This window comes from Candidatus Leptofilum sp., from assembly GCF_965223285.1.
Classification (GTDB): Bacteria; Chloroflexota; Anaerolineae; order Promineifilales; family Promineifilaceae; genus Leptofilum.
In genome coordinates, this window is the sequence record NZ_OZ244997.1 from 5,921,070 (window position 1) to 5,940,167 (window position 19,098).

The following is a 19,098-nucleotide window of genomic DNA, read 5'->3' on the forward strand; positions in this document are numbered from 1 at the left end:
TGTTGGTGGCGAGTGCTGTACTAGCAACTCTTAACCAGCCACTAGCCACCGGTGGAGAAAGTATGGCGCAGCGGTTGGGTGTAGATACGGGGGGAACGTTTACTGATTTTGTATGGCTGGGGGCAGACGGCCGTACCCAAATCCACAAGCAGCTCAGTACCCCGCAGGACCCCTCGGCAGCGATTTTGTTGGGAATAGAGACGATGAGGGTGCCGGAAACGGCCGATATCGTACACGGCAGCACGGTAGCCACCAACGCCCTGCTAGAGCGCAAAGGAGCGCGGACGGCCCTCATCGCCACCAAAGGGTTTGCCGACGTGCTGGCCATCGGGCGGCAAAACCGACCCGATATTTACGCCCTGGTGCCGCAAAAGCCACCGCCGCTGGTGCCTGCCCGCTGGCGGCTGGAAGTAGCCGAGCGCGTCACCGCCAGCGGTGAAGTGCTCTATCCCCTGAACGTGGAGGATTTGCCCGATATCTGGCAAACGCTCCAAGCGGAGCAGATCGAATCGGTCGCTATTTGCCTACTATTTTCTTTTTTACAGCCGCAGCACGAACGGCGAATCCGCCAATTTTTGTGGGCACAGGCGGGTGATACGCTGCACATTTCCCTTTCTTCCGATATTTTGCCAGAATACCGCGAATATGAGCGCACGGCGACGACGGTGATTAACGCTTACGTCGCCCCGCTGATGACACGCTACCTGCGCCGCTTATCTGCTGGCGTACAGCCGCGCCGCCTCTCGGTGATGCAGAGCAACGGCGGCATCATTTCCGCTGAGACGGCAGGCAGTGAGGCGGCTAGAACGGTGCTATCTGGCCCGGCCGGGGGCGTGGTGGGGGCGCGTTTTGTGGCGGAGCAGGCTGGCTTCTCCGAAATCATCACCTTCGACATGGGCGGTACCAGCACCGATGTAGCCCTTTGCCCCGGCCGCCTGCCCACCACAGCCAGCGGCGAGATTGCTGGCTTGCCACTGCGCCTGCCCATCATCGACATTCACACGGTTGGTGCCGGTGGTGGTAGCATTGCCAGCGTGGATGTGGGGGGCGCATTGCAGGTGGGGCCAGAGAGTGCGGGGGCGTGGCCGGGACCAGCTTGTTACGGCCGTACCAAAGACGAGATTGGAGATTGGAAATTAGAGACTAAGCTATCTCCAAATCCCAAACCCCTACCCACCGTCACAGATGCCAACCTGGTGCTTGGTCGCCTGGATGCGAACAATTTTTTGGGTGGGACGATGCGGTTGGACTTGGGGGCGGCACGTGAGGCCATGAATGACCTGGCTAAAGCGATGAATGTGGCCGATGTGGAAACGGCCGCTTGGGGCGTCATTCAGGTGGCCAATGCCAACATGGAGCGGGCTATTCGGCGTATTTCTGTAGAGCGTGGCCACGATCCGCGCCGCTTCACGCTGCTGCCTTTTGGCGGGGCAGGGCCGCTGCACGCCTGTGAACTGGCCGAAAGCCTGCAAATTCCGCGCGTGCTGATCCCGCCAATCCCCGGCGTGCTCTCTGCTTTGGGGATGTTGGCGGCTGCGCCCACCAAAGATTACTCGCAAACGGTGATGCGCACCGTGCAGGAGTGGCGTGAGGAAGATGAGGCATGGCTGGTAGCGCAGGCCGCACCATTGACAGACCGCGCTATGGCAGAGATGGTTGCCGAGGGGTATACCAAATCGGCCATTGCGCTGCGTTATCGGCTAGACGTGCGGTACAAGGGGCAGTCACATGAATTAACGATTCCCTGGCAAGCGGGTGAAATGGCCGTGAGCGGGTTATTCCATGCTGCTCATGAGCAACGGTATGGCTATCGTTTGCCAGAAGATGAGTTACTGGAGGTGGTGACGCTGCGAGTAACGGCCGTTGCGCCCGTTGACCCACCAGCAATTCAACAGGAACCATTAGGTAACCCAGATCCCAGCACAGCATTGATTGGTGAAAAAACAGTTTGGTTCGAGGAACGGCCGTATACAACCAGCCTGTACAGTCGAGAAAAATTGCGCCCTGGTCACCAGTTCAACGGCCCCGCGATAGTGTTTCAGTACGATACAACGATTGTGATTTCACCGAGTTGGGAAACGGCCGTAGACCAGTTCCACAATTTGGTTTTAACTTCCTCTTTCTGAACAAAAAAGGGCGACCCATTGGAGGGCCACCCTTTCACTGAATAGTAAATTACCGACTACTGATTACCGGCTTTAGTTTTCTTCCTCGGCAGCTTTGGCTTTGGCGATGATGTCTGCCTGAAGGTGGTTGGGCACGCGGCCGTAGCGCAAATATTTCATCCCAAACACGCCGCGTCCCTGCGTCATGGAGCGCAAGTCGGCCGTGTAGGTTTGCATTTCAGCCAGGGGAACCTCTGCCTTCACAATGCTCTTGGTGCCTTCCTGGTCCATTCCCAATACGCGGGCGCGGCGGGTGTTCATGTCACCCAAAATATCACCCATGTTGTCTGAGGGAACAGTCACGGACACTTCGTAGATTGGCTCCAGCAGCACGGGGCCTGCGCCAAGCATCGCTTTCTTGAATCCTTCACGTCCGGCCGTTTGGAATGCAATTTCCTTCGAGTCTACGGGGTGTTCCTTACCGTCGTACACAATTGCTTTCACGCCAACGACGGGGAACCCCGCCACTGGGCCGGATTCCAATGCTTGCCGACACCCTTTTTCCGTTGCGGCTACAAATGGGGCTGAGATTGCGCCACCAAAAATCTCGGAGCCAAACTCAAATTCGGCATCATCGTCCATAGATTCGACCCGCAGGAAGACGCGAGCGTATTGCCCGGCACCACCAGACTGCTTCTTGTGGGTGTACTCAGAAGAGTTGGTCTTGGTGATTGTTTCCCGGTAAGGGACTTTGGGAATGGTGGTGTTGAAATGCACGCCAAACTTGGATTCTGCCTTTTTGACGGCAATGTCCAGATGGGTGTTGCCCATGCCAGAGAGAATCGTTTCGTGGGTGGCCGTTTCGGTGTACCATTTCAGCGTGGTGTCCTCTGTGGTAAGGCGGTTGAGTGCCTGGCTGAGCTTAGCCACATCTGATTGAGAGACGGGATGGATGGCAACCTGCGCAATCGGATTGGGCTGCTCGATATGCGCCATTTGCAGCTTATTGCCTTTATCGCAAAGGGTGGCATTGGTGTGGGCATCACCCAATTTTACGACGGCACCGATGTCGCCACTGTGGAGCTTGGCAACGGCCGTTTGGTCCTTACCGGTAAGCACTTGCAGGGTACCAACCCGAACTTCGCTGTCACCTAAGGTATCCCAAATGCGGCTGTCTGACTCCAAAATGCCGCCATAAACGCGAATGTAGCTCATACGGCCGTACGGATCCTCCCTGGTCTTGAAAATGAAGGCAGCCAATGGGGAACTGTCGTCTACCGGATGGATCACCTCGTCGCCAGCGGCGTTGGTGGCCGAGAACCCGTCGTTTTCATTGGGTGCGGGGAAGAGGCGCACCAGAGCATTCATCAACGGCACCACGGCGATGTTGGCCTGGGGCGCACTGTAGATGACGGGGATGGCCGACCCTTGCTGAATGGCGAGTTTGAGGCCACGAATAATATCTTCATCCGACAGGCCATCATCCTCAAAATATTTTTCCATGAGGGCGTCATCTCCCTCGGCAGCAGCTTCAACGATGGCCAGATGGGCTTCTTCGGCCGCATCGGCCAGGTCGTCGGGAATGGGGCCACGCTCGTCTTTTTCTCCCAGGCGGGCTTCCATCGACAGTAAATCGACCACGCCTTTGAAGTTAGTGCCTTCTCCAATGGGGAGCTGTAAGGGAATAAAGTTGCCGTTCAGGTTATCTTGAATGCTCTGGAAGGCGCGAGAGGCACGTACATTTTCCCGATCCATCTTGTTGATGACGACCAGGCGCGGCAAATTGCGTCTTTCTGCTTCGCCCCACACAATTTCTGTGCCAACTTCTACACCAGAAACGGCTTCTACCAGCACAACTGCACCTTCGGCAACGGCCAGGGCCGCATTCACTTCACCAATAAAGTCTACGTAGCCAGGTGTATCCAGCACATTAACTTTGGTATCTTTCCATTCAATAGGAGCCAGTGCGGTGGCAATGGAGCTGTTGCGGCTGATTTCCTCTTCCTCAAAGTCCATAGCGGCCGTACCGCTTTGCACATCTCCCATGCGGGTAGTGACGCCGGTATTGAACAGCATCCGCTCAACTAGGGTCGTTTTGCCCGCACCGTTATGTGAGATGAGGGCGATGTTTCGGATTTGTCCTGTCTTAAACTCTTTCATTCGTTAAAAACCTCTTGGATTTTGGTTTATGTAAATGCGAGGAAGTTCTTGAAAAGAACAAAGCCATAACTCTCGCTTTTTACATATTCTATAGATATTTTTAAGCAGGTGACGAGACCAGTGGATTGATGCGTTTGGGGAATTGGCTAGTTTGTGCGTAAAGCGTATCAATGATGGTTTGGTAACCGCCACCTGACCGGGGAAATCAAGTGGGTGGATCCTTTCTTGATTTGGTTCTGTTACTAAAGCAACTTGCTTTATGGCAGAGTAGGCACACAAATTTGCTTCAGCTTCACTGTTCCGCCCTGGTTTTCTACCAAATGAAAATTGCTTGACGGAGCAGCAGGGAACGGCGGTGATTTTATTGGAAAAGGGGACAGTTGTCAAAACAGTGCAACGGCCGTTTCGGTGCTGCGTATTGGGTAAATAACGGTGTATCATTGTCGAAGTTTTGACATTTGGAGGTTTTGGTTATGGATGATTTACAACGAAGTCGTACACGAAAAAGCGGCCGTTCTTTATTTGGGCCGATATTTTTGATTGGGCTGGGCGTTTACTTTTTGCTGAGCAATCTAGGAATAGTGTCTGGCCTTAATTGGGGATTGGCGTTCCAGCTTTGGCCGCTGTTGCTCATCTTCCTGGGGCTAAATATTTTGGTACAGCAGGTGAGACGGCCGTTTGGCACTTTTTTGAGCGGTATTGTTAGCTTAGTGGCCGTTGGCCTGTTTGGGGCAGTGCTGCTGTTTGGGGTTGAGGTTCCGTTCCTGGAGCGGTTTAATTTGCAATCCTCGGCTGAATATCGTTCAGAAAGTGTGGCCGTTCCCATGCAGGGCGCAGATTCTGCCCAAATTTATCTGGATTTTGGTGCCTTGGGGGCTGATGTTGCCGCGTTGGATGGCAGCCAAAATCTGTTGGAAGGTACCATGAGCATGGTGGGGCCGCTCCAGTTTCAGGAGTCGATGCGTGGTTCTGAAGCTAATGTGTCGTTGGGCGAGGGCAGTGCGAACTTTTGGAACAGCGGCTTTTCTTTCAGCAACCAAGAGCCGCCCTGGCAAATTGGTCTTAACCAGGATGTCCCCATGGACCTAACCGTTGATTTGGGGTCTGGTGCTTCCGATTTGATGTTGGGCAGGTTAACGATTCAGGAATTGGCAGTAGATGTTGGTTCTGGGGCCGCAAATGTGCAGTTACCTGGTGGTGCCTCTGAAATTGACATAGATGGCGGGTCTGGCAAATTGGTGATGACGTTGCCGCCAAACGGCCGTCACCAGATAGAAATTGACGGCAGCTCTGGGGCGATGGACCTCTTCTTGCCGCCCAACATGGAGGCGCGAGTAGAGGTTGATAGCGGTTCCGGGCGCATTTCGCTGGATGATCGCTTTGAACGAATTTCTGGGGACGGCGACGATGGTGTCTGGCAAACCCCCAACTACGAGGCCAACAGCAACAATAGTTTGCTAATCATTATTGATGGCGGCTCTGGCTCCATTGCGATTACGCAACCAAGGGGACGATAGACGGTATTCAGTGTTCAATATGTCAGTATTCAGTAGGTCGATAGTCAGTGGGTCAGTTTACTGAATACTGACCGCTGGCTACTGTTTACTGAGTGCCTGCATGTGGGCGAGAACGGCCGTAATGCCATTCAAACGCTGCCCCGTGAGCACCTGTTGCAGACCCATCCCCAAATAAAACGTGAGCGGAATGCTTTGGATTTCCTCTGGGGTGGTCCAGCCGATGCCCTCTTGTAGCACAGAGGCGAAGCCGCGCACGGTAGGCGCTTCTTCGGGGATGTCAAAGTGGTAAAAGATTTTACCGTTTTGCCATTCCGGGAAGATAAAGACGGGGGAGATGCACTCATGAACCTCGTCTTTGTTGGCGTCGCTGGTGTCAATGTGATCCGGTACAGGCGGCAGTTTTTCGGCAAACTCTAGCAAATATTCCAGCTTTTCCTGGCCAACACACACGCTAAAATCTTCAATGATTTCTTCTAATCTTTCTGGTAAATTGCTCATACTTTCTATTCTAGCCAACTATTCAAGGACTGGCAGTCCTAATTAAAAAGCAACTAACTTTCGGAGCAACCAGGACTGCCAGTCCTGGGCCCATCACCGCTCAACTTCTGGCATTCCGTACACGTGAACTTCCCCAGCTGTGGTGCCAAAAAGCAGGTAATGACCATCCTGTGAAAAAATCAGCGAAGTAACGCCATCGGCTTCGGCATCAAGTTCCAGCAGCGGTGCGCCATCATCGGTTCGCCACAAGCGCACAACACTGTCTTCCGGGCTGCTGGTGGCGATGATTGTGTCATCTGGTGAAAAGACGGCGCGGGCAAAGCTGGGGTGGGCGTCCAACCCATGAATCAGTGGTGGGCCACCACGTCCGTCGCTGTAGTCGTACAGTTCAACACGGCCGTTTTCATATCCCACCATCAAAATATTGCCATCGGAGGTCACGCCCATGTCGTAGGCACCATCGGCACTTTTGTTGAACGGCCGTGCAAAGCCACGCTCAAACGTTTCACCCAAAAATACGGATCCATCATCACGGACACGACCAAAGAAGTTCCCATCATAAGAAAAATAGGAAACAAAATTTTGGACATTCGTATCTTCATTTTGTGACTCGCGCTTAATTGAGCGTACTTCTCGCCCAACGATCTGCCTGAAATCCCAAACTGCCTGACCACCAAACAAGATGTAAGTAGCATCGGCAGAGATGTCTACGCTGTAAAGATTGTTATTACCATATCCTCCGCCTGGGACCGAGTTCCAGCCTACGTCCGGGGCACTAAGATCGAGTGCTTGAATTTCAGGACCAACCGCCGCAAATATGCGGTTCTCCGAGAACGCTGTATCCCATACAGGTGCTTCCATGCCTGTATCGTAAGGAGTCAACATCGAACCATCGGTTCCCCAAAGATAAATGGTAGTGTTTGTACCTGCTGCAAAGCTGCTAGCCGCAATTCTGGCATTGTCAGGTGACATAGAGAGTCCGTAAAGTGGTAGCCTGTCTTCATCGGCGATAAAGATATTATCGAGAACGAAGACTTGTTCTAGCTCAAACGTGCCGGGTTCATCAGGAATTCCAAAAGGAGCTAAAATAAATGGCCGAAATGGCTCGTTATCTATGCCGTCAATTAACAGGTCACGATCAGTATCAATATGATTGGGGTCTGTGCCTAATGCGACTTCTACACCATCTAGAAGGCCATCCATATCCGTGTCGGGGATAGTGGGGTCGGTGCCTAATTCTTCTTCCTGAATCAGCGTTAAGCTGTCCGCATCCTCATCTTGGTTTAACAAAACGGCCGTTGCGGTTGCATCTGCCAAGAACTCTCTGGTGGCATTTGCCCCGACGTCTACGGTAGCTTGCGCATTAACGGTTGCTGCCGCAAGCGCATCGGATGTACTTTCAAGGGCTAATTCGCCAGCGGCAACGGCCGTTGATTGTCCAGCAACGGCCGTTTCTGCCAATTCACGATTATCCTCAGCCTGCCGACTAAAAACGATGCTGGCTACGACGGCACCGACTAAGATTATCACCAAAGCACTTATGCCTAGAATCTGGGTCAACCGCTCGCTGCGGGCGCGATGCTCAACGGCATGAACGCTCGCTACCAAAAATTCCCGCTCTAAATCATTCAACTCGTCGTTGTGCTGAGCGGCCCACTCCTGGGCCTGTTCCAGTCGTGCGCCGCGATACAGCTCGCCAGAATCACGGTTGAGCTGCTGCCACGCCTGGGCGGATTCCGTCAGGTGGCGGTGCAGGCGCAGGCCGTCCCGGTTCTCATCCAGCCAGCGGCGCAGCGTGGGCCATTCGCGGATGAGGGCTTCGTGGGCCACTTCGGCCGTTTCTTCATCTGTCGTCACCAGCCGTGCTGCCGAGAGCAAATTGAGGACAGTTTGCGTTTCAACTGCGGCAGCGTTGGTGGGCAATAGTTCGCTGATGAGGGCGCGGCGGCGGGTATCTTGCGTGCCTTCTCCCAGCTCCGTGAGGCGCAGGAAGATGCTGCGAGCGATATTTTGTTGGGCAGGTGTCAGTTTTTGTGCGTAGACAGATTCGGCCGTTTTGGCAATGGCACCCTGCACACCGCCCGCATCACTGTAGCCGCTAAAGGTGAGCGTTTTGCTCTCGCGCCGCCGCCACGTTTCCAGCAGGGCGTGGGAGAGCAGGGGGAGTGCACCCGGTTCTGGCGTTTGTTCACCTGTTGCGCCCACGTCACGCAGCAGTAAATCAACCAGGCCATCTTCAAAGGTGAGGCCGTTTTGTTGGGCTGGTTGTTCGATGGCACGGCGTAGTTCGGCGGGATTCATCGCACCGATGTATCGCTGCTGTGTTTCTAGCAGGCGGCGGAGGGCATCATATTGGGCGCAGTGATGGTAAAAATCGGCACGCAGGGCAATGACAGCGCGGGTGGGGCGGTTACTGGTTTCGCCGTTGAGATTGGATACGGCCGTTACCAAATTATCCATAAAGGCTCGTCGCTCGTTTTCTGATCGGCACAGGGTAAACAACTCTTCGAATTGGTCGATGAGCAGTAGGAGCTGTTCGCCCTCATTCACCAACCGGCGGGCTGCCAGGTGCAAACTGCGGGGATCGCTGGCCATGGCGTCAATAAATTTCGCCGTTACACCGACGGAATCAGTATGGCGGGTCAGCGTGGTGGCCAACGCTTCCAGCGGATGGTCTGTAGGCGTGAAGATGTGAATTTTTGCGTTTGGCTGCGCATTTTGCAAGGCAGGCACCAGCCCTGCACGCACCAACGAAGACTTTCCGCTGCCAGATGCGCCAACGACGGCTAGGAAGTTGTTTTGTTGTAGATGATCCGTTAGCTCGGCAGTGATCGTTTCGCGGCCAAAGAAGAGATCGGCATGGTCGGCGTCAAAATATTTCAATCCCATGAATGGCGGTTCTTCGTCGGAAACGGCCGTTGCCATCATCCCCCGCCAGTTTACTCTAGGCCGCTTTTCTTCGCATAGCGAGATTAGCTCGTCAATCCGCTGCTCTCGCAAACAGAGCGCAACCAGCTCCCGTGCCTTGTCCACCTTGCTGCCAGGCGGCAATGCTTCGTAATCAATTTTGAGATCAAAGCAGAGCGTTCGCAGTTCGCTTTCGTCAAAAGCGTCTTCGATGGCCTGGCGCAATTTTCGTTGGTTGAGTGTCTCAGCGGTCATTGGCACGCATTGTACGCGAGACGACTAAAAAATCGCAACAAGCAATTTTCTGCACAACTTTTTTACGGACGGCCGTTTCCCTTGTGCTATACTCCCGCGTCAAAAGAGTTTATCCGCAGATTACGCAGATTACGCAGATTCTCTCAATTCTTCTCTGCGTCTTTGCGCCTCTGCGTTAAAAAAAGAGGGGCAGGATGAAACAATATTTGGATTTGATGCAACACGTGTTAGATAACGGTGTTCGCAAGGAAGATCGTACGGGGACGGGCACGCTGAGCGTGTTTGGCTACCAGATGCGCTTTGATTTGGCTGATGGCTTTCCAGCAGTGACCACTAAGAAGCTCCATTTCCGCTCGATTATCCACGAACTGCTCTGGTTTTTACGCGGCGAAACCAATATTCGCTACCTGCACGAAAACAAAGTCACCATTTGGGATGAGTGGGCGGATGAAGATGGTGAGCTGGGGCCTGTGTATGGCTTTCAGTGGCGGTCATGGCTGGGTGGAGACGGCCGTACCGTCGATCAAATCTCCGAAGTCCTCCACAGTCTCAAACACAACCCCGACTCCCGCCGCCACATTGTCTCCGCCTGGAACGTGGCCGATATTGACCAAATGGCACTGCCACCCTGCCACTGCCTCTTCCAATTTTACGTAGCCGACGGCAAGCTCTCTTGCCAGCTCTACCAGCGCAGCGCCGACATTTTCCTCGGCGTGCCTTTCAACATCGCTTCCTACGCCCTTCTGACGCTCATGATGGCCCAGGTGCTGGGTTACGAACCCGGCGAATTTGTTCACACGCTGGGTGACGCCCATCTGTACCTCAATCATTTGGAGCAGGCACAATTGCAGCTTTCCCGCGACCCCTTCCCACTTCCTCAAATGCACCTCAATCCAGAGGTTACTGACTTGTTCGCCTTCCGCTACAACGATTTTGAGCTCGTCAATTATCAATCCCACCCCACCATCAAAGCCCCAATTGCTGTTTAGCAAACGCTGCCACTGTCATTCCGAGGCAACGAGGAATCTTTCATTGACGTAGATAGAAGGATTCCTCACTTCGTTCGGAATGACAAATGGAGGATGGATTTTGTGGATTTGAATATACGAGAAGATTTAGCATGGATATAGTTTCACTTTTGAACGAAATTCAATCAATTGCCCGAACTGGCTTGCATTTCACTTCCGGATTGTATGATCGGGAGCGATACGAGCGTTTGTTGCAGTTGGCTGCTGAAAACTTTGAGCTGCTCACCGAACTGCCCGGTGTGGAATTTAAACAGCGTTTTGCTCAGGAAACTGGCTACATTACCCCAAAAGTTGGGGCGGATGCGGCCGTTTTCAACGAGAAAGGCGAAATTTTGTTGATGGAACGGGCAGATGGTAGCGGCTGGTGCTTACCCTGTGGCTGGGTAGAAGCGAATGAACGGCCGATTGATGCCGCAATCCGCGAAGTTCGTGAAGAAACTGGTTTAGAGGTAGAAGTAGAGCAATTTGTTGGCGTGTTTACCCGCAAGGCCAGCGCCAAAAACGGGCCGCACACGATGATTGCCGTGGTTCATCTTTGCAAGATTATCGGCGGCGAACTCAAACTTTCCCACGAGGGCAGCGATTTGCGCTATTGGTCTCTGGACGAAGTGGAACATTGGCATCCAAACCACGACAAATACGCCCGTGCCGCTCATAAAATGTGGCAATCAAAAACTTTGTTGCCCGCCATATCAGATTAGGCTGTGATTCAATCTCTAATCTCCAATCCCTGAGGCCGAGAATATGAACCTACACGATCCAACCATAGCAATCATCGTAGCGATGGACAAAAATTGCCTGATTGGGGCGGACAACGGGCTGCCCTGGCGCTTGCCAGATGATATGCAGTGGTTTGTGCAGCAGACAATGGGCAAGCCCGTCATCATGGGGCGCAAGACATATGAATCTATTCCGGCCAAATTTCGGCCGCTCAAGGGGCGGCATAACATCGTCCTGACGCGCGATCTGCTCTACCAAGCACCTGGCGCGACGGTTGTCCACACGATTGAAGCTGCACTGGATGCGGCAGGCGATGCCCAGGAGATTATTATTGGCGGCGGGGCGAATTTGTATGCCCAACTGCTGTCTCAAACGACACGGATTTACCTCACGCTGGTTGAAGCAGAGCTAGGGGGGGATGCCTTTTTCCCTGAACTTGATTGGTTTGACTGGCGCGAAACTTACCGCGAACACCACCCTGCTGATGAGCAGCACAATTTTGCCTTTACCTGGCTCATTTTAGAGCGGGATGAGTAGCCAATCCAATTTTGTAAGTTCCCCTACACTGTTTTGTAATCAATCTGTAATCATTTGAAAAGCTGGTGTTAATTGTTGCGAGCTAATTTCTAAGCTGGCAGCATCACTTAAGCTGCAATTTATGTAAAAGCCAACAAATATCTTAAATTAGATTGAGCGCTTATTTGGCTTTTACCTGAGTAAATCACAATATCGCGGCTCATTTTTATCAAGATACTTTTTGTGATTTACATAAAGTAAATCAATTGAGGAGAATCACACAATGAAGAATTGGAAACTTTATTCTTTACTTTTTCTGGCCTTGTTACTGGTGGCATGTGGGGGCGCGGCGGAGGAAACGGCCGTTGAACCCGGCACCACCGACACATCCGCATCTGAAGAAATGGCAGATGATTCTGAAGAAATGATGGATGAATCCATGGACGATGAAGAAATGATGGAAGACGAGTCTATGGATGACGATATAGCCATGACAGATCACGACGAAGGGATGGCTGAGCTAGAAGAGACGATGGATGAGGCCGAGGCGATGGACGAAGAGATGGCCGACGAAGCCGCCATGAGCGATTTGCCTCTGTGGATGACGACGACGCTCACCGATGTACGCACAGGCGACACCTTCACCTTTGCCGATTTTGCTGGCAAAACCGTCTTTGTGGAGCCGATGGCAACCTGGTGTACCAACTGCCGCCGCCAATTGGGCAACGTATCTGCAGCCCGCGCTGCGTTGGGGGACACCGAGGATGTGATTTTTGTGAGTCTCAGCGTGGAAACCAGACTGAGCAACGAGAATTTGGCCAGCTACACCGATGAAACTGACTTCCATTGGGCATTTGCCGTGCTAACGCCAGAAGCACTCGTTTCTTTGGCAGATACCTTCGGGCAAACAGTTACCAATCCTCCGTCCACACCCAGCTTCATTATTCGGCCGGATGGCACCACAACTGACTTAGAAACCGGCTTTGAAGAGCCAGATCAGCTTCTGCAACGCATCGAAGCTGCTTCCCAAGGGTAACCAACTCGTAGCCGCAGATTCTTGTCAGGTCTTGTAGTCACGTACCCCTATTGTATTGAGATTATCGTACCCATGCACCAGAGTAAGAAGTAGAGCGATTACCCAAATGACAAACATAACGCCGATTGGCTTACGATCATAATTGGCGCAAGCTATGTGACTCGCGTCATTATGCCAGAGAAGAGGGGTACGATTATTTCGAGATTTCATGGGTACGAGACTACAGTAACCGACATCTTTCTGCGCGGAAAGAATCCGCGGCTACAAGAAGAGAGTTTGAAAAATGAGCCAATTGATCGAGGCGTTTGTGTTGGGCAACAGCGCTATTCTCACCAATGTTTGTATTTTGCCGCTGTATCCGGGTTTGATTGCTTACCTGGCAGGTAACGCCCAAAATAAACGCGCCCGAACGGCCACCAAATGGTTGGGGTTGCTCGTACTGGGGGGTGTACTCAGCATGATGCTGCTGGTTGGCCTAATTTTGTACCTGCTGCAGCAAAGTTTTGGCAGCATTCTCCCCATTATTTTGCCCATTATCTACGCGGTCGTCATTTTGCTAGGGCTACTCATGCTGACAGGGCGTAATCCGTTTAACCGGCTGGCGGTCTCCCAAACGCCCGTATTGAGCAATCCGTATGCGGGAGCGTATGTGTATGGCCTGATGCTAGGGCCGATGACGCTCCCTTGCACGGGTCCGCTGATTGTGAGTGCTTTTTTGCTGGGAGCAGGCAGCGTAGCTAGCTTGTCTAGCAGCCTGAGCTACTTTTTGTTCTTTGGCATTGGCTTTGGTTGGCCGCTGGTGCTACTGCCGTTCATTGCCATGCCGTTCCAGCGCAAATTTACTCGCTGGCTGGGGCAAAATTACAAGCTGCTCACCCGCATCTCTGGGGTGCTGTTGGTAGCCATTGGCATTTTTGGACTGTGGGTAGACGTGATCCCGAATTTGTAAAAGCGTAAAAAGGTGACAGGCACTTTCAAAGTGCCTGTCACCTGGTGGCTACTTCTATGTGGCCTGGATACTTAGCTGCCAACGGCCGTTTCCCACCAACACATCCTCAATTTCCCCATCTAACACAATCTCTTTTGCCCGCGTGATGCTGGTGAGGTCGGTGACGGCCGTTTGCAGGTGTGCGGCAAGTTCGGCATCGTCAGTGTGCAGGCGCAGGCTGGCTAGCTCTGCGCCCAGCGACAGATTTTGCTCGCTTTTGTAGCGGCGCACGGCCGTTGCAATTTCTACAAGCTGATTGCCGTGGGTTACGGCCGTTTCATCCCACCAGGCCTCGTTTCCCACAGGCCAGGCCGAATTGTGAATCGAATCTGAATCCTCATTTGCGGCAAGCATCCCCTGGTAAATGCGTTCCGTTACGAAGGGCAAAATGGGTGCCAGCAGTTTAATTGTCGTTAGCAGCGCGTGATGCAATGCATACCGCGCCCCATCGCTGGCCGCGCCGCCCTGGTACAGCCGCAGCTTGGCCATCTCCAGATAGTTGTCTGCCAAAATTTGCCAGAAAAAGTGCTCAATTTCACTTTTTGCCGTGGCGTAATCGTACTGCTCATACAATTTCGTGGTGCGCTCAATGAGCTGCTGCGTGTTAGCCAGCAGCCATCTGTCCGCCAAAGTGAAAGAGATTGGAGACTGGAGATCGGAGATTGGTTGGCTTGAAGAATAATCTCCAATCTCTAATCTCCGATCTCCCAAAAACCGACTGCAAAACCGTGCCACATTCCACAACTTGTTCACCAACTTTGCCCCAGCCTGAATTTTTTCCTCGCTGATGATGGCATCTTTGCCCAAGCCCGTACTGGCCGCCCAGTAGCGCACCGCGTCGGCCGAATATTGTTGGATCATCTCCAGTGGGGCGGCCACGCTGCTCTTTTTACTCTTGCTGATTTTGCCTTCGCCAGCCGGTGCCAAACCCCAGCCAGAAATTGCTACCGATTTAAAGGGCAGGGTACCAAAATGCAGCCACGATTTGGCGATGGTGTAAAAGGCCCAGGTACGAATAATCTCATGCGCCTGCGGCCGTAGCGAAAATGGATACGTTTGTTCGTATAGCGAATCTGACACTTGCCACTGACCCACAATCTGAGGGGTCAGCGATGAGGTAGCCCACGTGTCCATCACGTCCGCTTCTGGGATGAATTTGGTGGATTGACAGTTGTGGCATGGGTGAGACGGCCGTTCAGCCAATGGGTCAACGGGCAAATCAGCCTCATCAGCCAAAATCGTTTCGCCGCAATTGGCGCAGGTCCAAGTCGGAAAGGGTACGCCAAAATAACGCTGCCGGGAAATACACCAATCCCAGGCTAGATTTTCCACCCACTGTCGGTAGCGCAGCTTCATGTGAGCTGGTTGCCAGTTGATTATTTCACCTTGCGCCAGCAGCTCATCCTTAAAATCGAGCAGCCGGATAAACCACTGCGACACTACGCGGTACTCAACAGGCGTATCGCAGCGTTCGTGGGTGCGTACGTGCTGGCTAATTTGCTCCTCATTCAGCAGCTCCCCTGCTTCCTGCAATTTGGCAATGATGATTTGGCGGGCTTCGGTGGTGGTGTGCCCAGCTAAATCGGAACCAGCGGCTTGGGTGAGACGGCCGTCTGCACCAATCGCTTCTATGAGGGGGAGGTTGTGGGTGCGCCACCAGGTTACGTCGGCCTGGTCGCCAAAGGTGCAGCACATGACTGCCCCCGTTCCTTTGTTTGGTTCGGCAGCGGGGTCAGCCAGCAGGGGAACCTTTTTGTTTGTGTACGGCGTGGTTATTTGCTGGCCGAGGTAGGGGGTGAAACGGCCGTCCTCAGGATGCACAAACACGGCTACGCAGGCGGGCAGCAGTTCCGGCCGCGTGGTGGCAATCGGCAGGGTGCTGCCATCTGCCAGCGTGAAGGCCAGCGTGTAAAACATGCTTTCACGCTCCAAATCGTTAAGCTCCGCCTGAGCGATGGCTGTTTGGCATTCCGGACACCAGATAGCGGGTGATTTTTGCCGATAGGCCAGCCCCTTGCGGTGTAAATCTAGGAAGGACCACTGCGCCAGCCGCCGCGAGTTGTCATCAATGGTACGGTAGGTGTAACGCCAATCAATCGAAAGCCCCAACCGCTGCCACAGCTCACGATATTTGTCTTCGGTTTCCTCGCTCACTTTCAAGCAGAGGTCGATGAACGCCTGCCGCCCAATGTCGCTGGCACGCACATTTTCCTGTCGCTCGATGAGCTTTTCGGTGGGCAGGCCGTTGTCATCGAAGCCCATGGGGTAGAACAGATTACGGCCGTTCATCCGAAAGAACCGCGCAATGAAGTCGGTTTGGCTGTAAGAGTACACATGCCCCAAATGCAAATGCCCAGACACCGACGGCGGTGGCGTGTCGATGCTGAACACGGGCATATCTGAATTGGGATCAAAATGATAGGTGCCGTCCGCCTGCCACTGGGCCAGCAGAGCAGGTTCGGCCATTTTGGGATTGTACCGCTTGGGTAAAGACATAATTACCTCCAATTTTGCCACAGAGGTCACAGAGGAAAAAGAGAAAAGCCTCAAAAACCTCTGTGTTCTCTATGGCCAGAATCTAAAAAGCCCAAAGCATCCGTTGAGGACGAAATGGGCTTGATTCCGCGGTACCACCTCTTTTTGGCTCCTGGGGGTGAATTCCCAGGCTAAGGGCCACACTTTTTCCTGACCAACATCAGGATTGCGCTGTAACGGGCTTACCCGTACCGGTCTACTTTTAGTGGAATGAAATTCCGCAAATTTCTTCGGTAATCAATCCGGGCGACTTTCGCTGGGCGTTTGCTGTGGAGGCTTTCAGTCATGCAAGCTCGCTTGCATGGCCTCATCTTTCCTGTCAGCTTCGTTGCCAGCTACTCCTCCCGGAGATGATGGTTTATTTTGTTGTGGGGAGATTATAAGGGGAAACGGCCGTTGCGGGCAAGGCCGAAATCTATTGCAACGGCCGAACTTGAGAATTGTCTCATTTGACGGCCGTTTCACCCTCAGCGACAATTGCCCAATGAAATTGTGATTGGAGCATTATGAAACGACTATTTTTTGCATTGAGCCTGCTGCTGATGGTTTTGGGGAGCAGCTGCCAACAAGCTACTACCACAGAACCAGCTAATGCCGAGGCGTCTATCTCTTTGGCGGCTGCGGCGACGGAGCTACCGTCCACAACCATCCCCAGTGCCACGCTCATTCCTTCGCCAACAGTCACTTGGACGTCTTCAGCGACAGCCACCGTGCCGCCGACGTTGACACCGCCGCCTACGCAAACGAATACAGCCACGCCGACGCCAACTGAGACACCGACAGCAACGGCCGTTCCTATCAACCGCCGCTGCCCAGAAGAATCACCGGTTAGACCAGAGTATACGCGCAACTTCTTGGCCGTCACCCCTTGGCCTGCGCCAGCCGGGGACCCGATGGCGCATTTTGACTTTATTAAGCCCGTGCCTGGCGGTGGGCGCACCATTATCAACAAAACGTTTCCGTATGGCTCGGATGGCAACGGCCGTTACCTGCTGCACAATGGCATCGACATTGCTGGCGAGCTAGGAATGCCCGTCTTGGCCGTGGCCGACGGCACTGTCGTTGTCTCACAATCTGATGAACAAGCACTTTATGGCTGGCGGTGCAACTGGTACGGGCAGTTAGTGGTGTTGGAGCTTGATCAAACGTGGCAAGATCAGCCAATTTACGTACTGTACGGGCATGTGCTGGGTTTGGCTGTAGACGTAGGGCAGCGCGTTGAACAAGGCCAACCGATTGCCGAAGTTGGGGTTGGGGGGGCGGCTATTGTGCCCCATCTGCATTTGGAAGTCCGCGTCGGCACCAACGAGTTTGGCAGCACTCGCAACCCGATGTTGTGGATTCACCCCGGTCCCACGCGAGGTGTGGTGGCTGGGCGGCTGATCGATCCGCAAGGACGACCGTGGCAGGGTATCACAGTCACGCTCATTGATGCCAGCGAAGATGAGCCGCAGTTCATCAACACCTACAGCTACCAGGGCGATCCGCAAAACCTCATCAACCCAGATGAACTGTTGGCAGAAAACTTTTTGTTTGCAGATGTGAAACCAGGGGAATATACCTTGTACGTGAAGTTGCAGGGCGTGGAATATCGGCAGTCGGTGGAAGTGGTGGCTGGGGAACTAACGACTGTGGAAATGGTGACGGAGCCTTACAAAACGCCTACACCAACCGTGGAGACACCGCCAACGCCAGAAATGACGCCAACGGCCGTTCCCACCGAACAAAATTAAGCTACACGGTCCAATCCGCTTCGGCAGTGGGCAGGGTGAGAATAAATTGGCTGCCCGTATCTGGCTCGCTGCTTACGCAAATGTGCCCATCATGCGCCTCGGCAACTGCTTTGGCCAGCGTGAGACCAATCCCCAACCCGCCGTAGCTGCGATTGTCTCCGCTGTCGATTTGGAAGAAACGCTCAAAAATACGGCCGTGTTTGTCAGGGTCTATGCCAATGCCCTGGTCTGCCACCACAAGCTGCACATCCCCTTTTTGATTGGTCTTGGCCCACACGCGAATTTGCTGTCCGTCTTGGCTAAACTTGATGGCGTTATCTAGCAGGTGGTAAAAAAGATGCCGCAATTTGTTCGTGTCCCCGTTGATTTCTAGCTCTTCCGGAATCTGATTGCACACGGTTAAGCCCCGTTTGGCTAAATCAACGCGTTGCTCTTCGATATTTCTTTGTAGCTCACTGCGCAGAGGGAACGGCCGTCTCAAAATCTCTAAACCTGCGTCAATCTGCCCCAAAAGCAACAAATCTTCTACCAGTCGGTTCAGGGCATGGGTGTTTTGCTGCACGCGCTCCAGAAAGCGCAGTTGGGACTGTAAATTATCTTGCTGAGCCGAGGCAAAAACAATTTCCAGCGTATTGAGAATGGCGGCGATGGGGGTGCGCAGCTCATGCGTCATTGTGGCCATCAAATCTTGCTTGATCCGGTTGACATCGGATACAGAATTACCGCTGGCCCAATTGTGCCGCCGAATGAGTGCCTGAACGCGGGCAGCTAACTCGTTAAGCCGGAAAGGTTTGCCTAAATATTCATCCACACCTGTTTCCAGAGCTTCCACCACATCCTCTTCATCCGTTTCTGCGGTGAGCATGATGATGGGCACATTGGAGCTTTGTCGAATTTGTTGGGTCGCTTCCAGCCCATCCATGATGGGCATGGTCATGTCTATGATGACCAGGTCTGGTGTTAAATCATTGACCAGTTGAACACCCTCACGGCCGTTGTGCCCGGCAAACACTTCGTGCCCGCGTTCACCCAGCCCAAGTTTTAAGGATTCGGTGATAAATGGATCGTCATCTACAATTAGTAATTTAGCCATCTTTTGA

13 protein-coding genes are annotated in these 19,098 nt (G+C 53.2%); 8 read left to right on the plus strand and 5 right to left on the minus strand.

The window, feature by feature from the left end; all coding sequences use genetic code 11:
- The first annotated feature begins 62 nt into the window (after positions 1–62).
- Positions 63–2,126: a hydantoinase/oxoprolinase family protein gene (locus tag ACOQPU_RS26520; RefSeq protein WP_420642837.1), complete on the plus strand. Its 2,064-nt coding sequence runs from the start codon at positions 63–65 to the stop codon at positions 2,124–2,126.
- 72 nt (positions 2,127–2,198) lie between these two features.
- On the opposite strand, the gene fusA is transcribed toward ACOQPU_RS26520, so the two are convergent.
- On the minus strand, positions 2,199–4,265 hold the full coding sequence (gene fusA, locus ACOQPU_RS26525) for an elongation factor G (protein ID WP_420642838.1): 2,067 nt from the start codon (positions 4,263–4,265) through the stop codon (positions 2,199–2,201).
- A gap of 473 nt (positions 4,266–4,738) precedes the next feature.
- Between fusA and ACOQPU_RS26530 the strand changes: the two genes are divergently transcribed.
- Positions 4,739–5,782, plus strand: coding sequence for a LiaI-LiaF-like domain-containing protein (locus ACOQPU_RS26530; protein ID WP_420642839.1), 1,044 nt, complete (start codon positions 4,739–4,741; stop codon positions 5,780–5,782).
- A gap of 78 nt (positions 5,783–5,860) precedes the next feature.
- Here ACOQPU_RS26530 and ACOQPU_RS26535 read toward each other — a convergent pair whose 3' ends face one another.
- Together ACOQPU_RS26535 and ACOQPU_RS26540 are read right to left on the minus strand one after the other, a co-directional pair.
- Positions 5,861–6,280 (minus strand): SufE family protein, encoded by a 420-nt coding sequence (locus ACOQPU_RS26535; RefSeq protein ID WP_420642840.1) that lies wholly within the window; start codon positions 6,278–6,280, stop codon positions 5,861–5,863.
- A gap of 93 nt (positions 6,281–6,373) precedes the next feature.
- Positions 6,374–9,442, minus strand: coding sequence for a hypothetical protein (locus ACOQPU_RS26540; RefSeq protein ID WP_420642841.1), 3,069 nt, complete (start codon positions 9,440–9,442; stop codon positions 6,374–6,376).
- 194 nt (positions 9,443–9,636) lie between these two features.
- Between ACOQPU_RS26540 and ACOQPU_RS26545 the strand changes: the two genes are divergently transcribed.
- The 5 genes from ACOQPU_RS26545 to ACOQPU_RS26565 all read left to right on the plus strand — a co-directional run bounded on the left by ACOQPU_RS26545 (position 9,637) and on the right by ACOQPU_RS26565 (position 13,691).
- A complete protein-coding gene (locus tag ACOQPU_RS26545; protein WP_420642842.1) occupies positions 9,637–10,431 on the plus strand; it encodes a thymidylate synthase in 795 nt (264 codons plus the stop codon).
- A gap of 131 nt (positions 10,432–10,562) precedes the next feature.
- Positions 10,563–11,171 carry an NUDIX hydrolase N-terminal domain-containing protein gene (locus ACOQPU_RS26550; protein ID WP_420642843.1) on the plus strand — a complete coding sequence of 203 codons (609 nt, stop codon included), beginning with the start codon at positions 10,563–10,565 and terminating at the stop codon, positions 11,169–11,171.
- Positions 11,172–11,214: 43 nt separating this feature from the next.
- Entirely contained in the window at positions 11,215–11,727 is a 513-nt protein-coding gene (locus ACOQPU_RS26555; protein ID WP_420642844.1) for a dihydrofolate reductase, read from the plus strand.
- Positions 11,728–11,989: 262 nt separating this feature from the next.
- The gene (locus ACOQPU_RS26560; protein ID WP_420642845.1) at positions 11,990–12,742 is read left to right on the plus strand and encodes an SCO family protein; all 753 of its coding nucleotides are present in this window, start codon (positions 11,990–11,992) and stop codon (positions 12,740–12,742) included.
- A 283-nt stretch (positions 12,743–13,025) separates the two neighbouring features.
- Positions 13,026–13,691 (plus strand): cytochrome c biogenesis protein CcdA, encoded by a 666-nt coding sequence (locus tag ACOQPU_RS26565; protein ID WP_420642846.1) that lies wholly within the window; start codon positions 13,026–13,028, stop codon positions 13,689–13,691.
- A 54-nt stretch (positions 13,692–13,745) separates the two neighbouring features.
- On the opposite strand, the gene ACOQPU_RS26570 is transcribed toward ACOQPU_RS26565, so the two are convergent.
- On the minus strand, positions 13,746–16,226 hold the full coding sequence (locus ACOQPU_RS26570) for a valine--tRNA ligase (RefSeq protein ID WP_420642847.1): 2,481 nt from the start codon (positions 16,224–16,226) through the stop codon (positions 13,746–13,748).
- A gap of 545 nt (positions 16,227–16,771) precedes the next feature.
- Here ACOQPU_RS26570 and ACOQPU_RS26575 point away from each other — a divergent pair.
- The gene (locus tag ACOQPU_RS26575) at positions 16,772–17,998 is read left to right on the plus strand and encodes a peptidoglycan DD-metalloendopeptidase family protein (protein ID WP_420642848.1); all 1,227 of its coding nucleotides are present in this window, start codon (positions 16,772–16,774) and stop codon (positions 17,996–17,998) included.
- A gap of 1 nt (position 17,999) precedes the next feature.
- Here ACOQPU_RS26575 and ACOQPU_RS26580 read toward each other — a convergent pair whose 3' ends face one another.
- Entirely contained in the window at positions 18,000–19,091 is a 1,092-nt protein-coding gene (locus ACOQPU_RS26580) for a response regulator (RefSeq protein WP_420642849.1), read from the minus strand.
- Positions 19,092–19,098 lie beyond the last annotated feature (7 nt).

Excerpts from the sequence above, each read along its gene's own strand:
- ACOQPU_RS26520 (WP_420642837.1), top strand. The coding sequence starts at position 63 with ATGGCGCAGCGGTTGGGTGTAGATACGGGGGGAACGTTTACTGATTTT.
- fusA (WP_420642838.1), bottom strand. The coding sequence starts at position 4,265 with ATGAAAGAGTTTAAGACAGGACAAATCCGAAACATCGCCCTCATCTCA.
- ACOQPU_RS26530 (WP_420642839.1), top strand. The coding sequence starts at position 4,739 with ATGGATGATTTACAACGAAGTCGTACACGAAAAAGCGGCCGTTCTTTA.
- ACOQPU_RS26535 (WP_420642840.1), bottom strand. The coding sequence starts at position 6,280 with ATGAGCAATTTACCAGAAAGATTAGAAGAAATCATTGAAGATTTTAGC.
- ACOQPU_RS26540 (WP_420642841.1), bottom strand. The coding sequence starts at position 9,442 with ATGACCGCTGAGACACTCAACCAACGAAAATTGCGCCAGGCCATCGAA.
- ACOQPU_RS26545 (WP_420642842.1), top strand. The coding sequence starts at position 9,637 with ATGAAACAATATTTGGATTTGATGCAACACGTGTTAGATAACGGTGTT.
- ACOQPU_RS26550 (WP_420642843.1), top strand. The coding sequence starts at position 10,563 with ATGGATATAGTTTCACTTTTGAACGAAATTCAATCAATTGCCCGAACT.
- ACOQPU_RS26555 (WP_420642844.1), top strand. The coding sequence starts at position 11,215 with ATGAACCTACACGATCCAACCATAGCAATCATCGTAGCGATGGACAAA.
- ACOQPU_RS26560 (WP_420642845.1), top strand. The coding sequence starts at position 11,990 with ATGAAGAATTGGAAACTTTATTCTTTACTTTTTCTGGCCTTGTTACTG.
- ACOQPU_RS26565 (WP_420642846.1), top strand. The coding sequence starts at position 13,026 with ATGAGCCAATTGATCGAGGCGTTTGTGTTGGGCAACAGCGCTATTCTC.
- ACOQPU_RS26570 (WP_420642847.1), bottom strand. The coding sequence starts at position 16,226 with ATGTCTTTACCCAAGCGGTACAATCCCAAAATGGCCGAACCTGCTCTG.
- ACOQPU_RS26575 (WP_420642848.1), top strand. The coding sequence starts at position 16,772 with ATGAAACGACTATTTTTTGCATTGAGCCTGCTGCTGATGGTTTTGGGG.
- ACOQPU_RS26580 (WP_420642849.1), bottom strand. The coding sequence starts at position 19,091 with ATGGCTAAATTACTAATTGTAGATGACGATCCATTTATCACCGAATCC.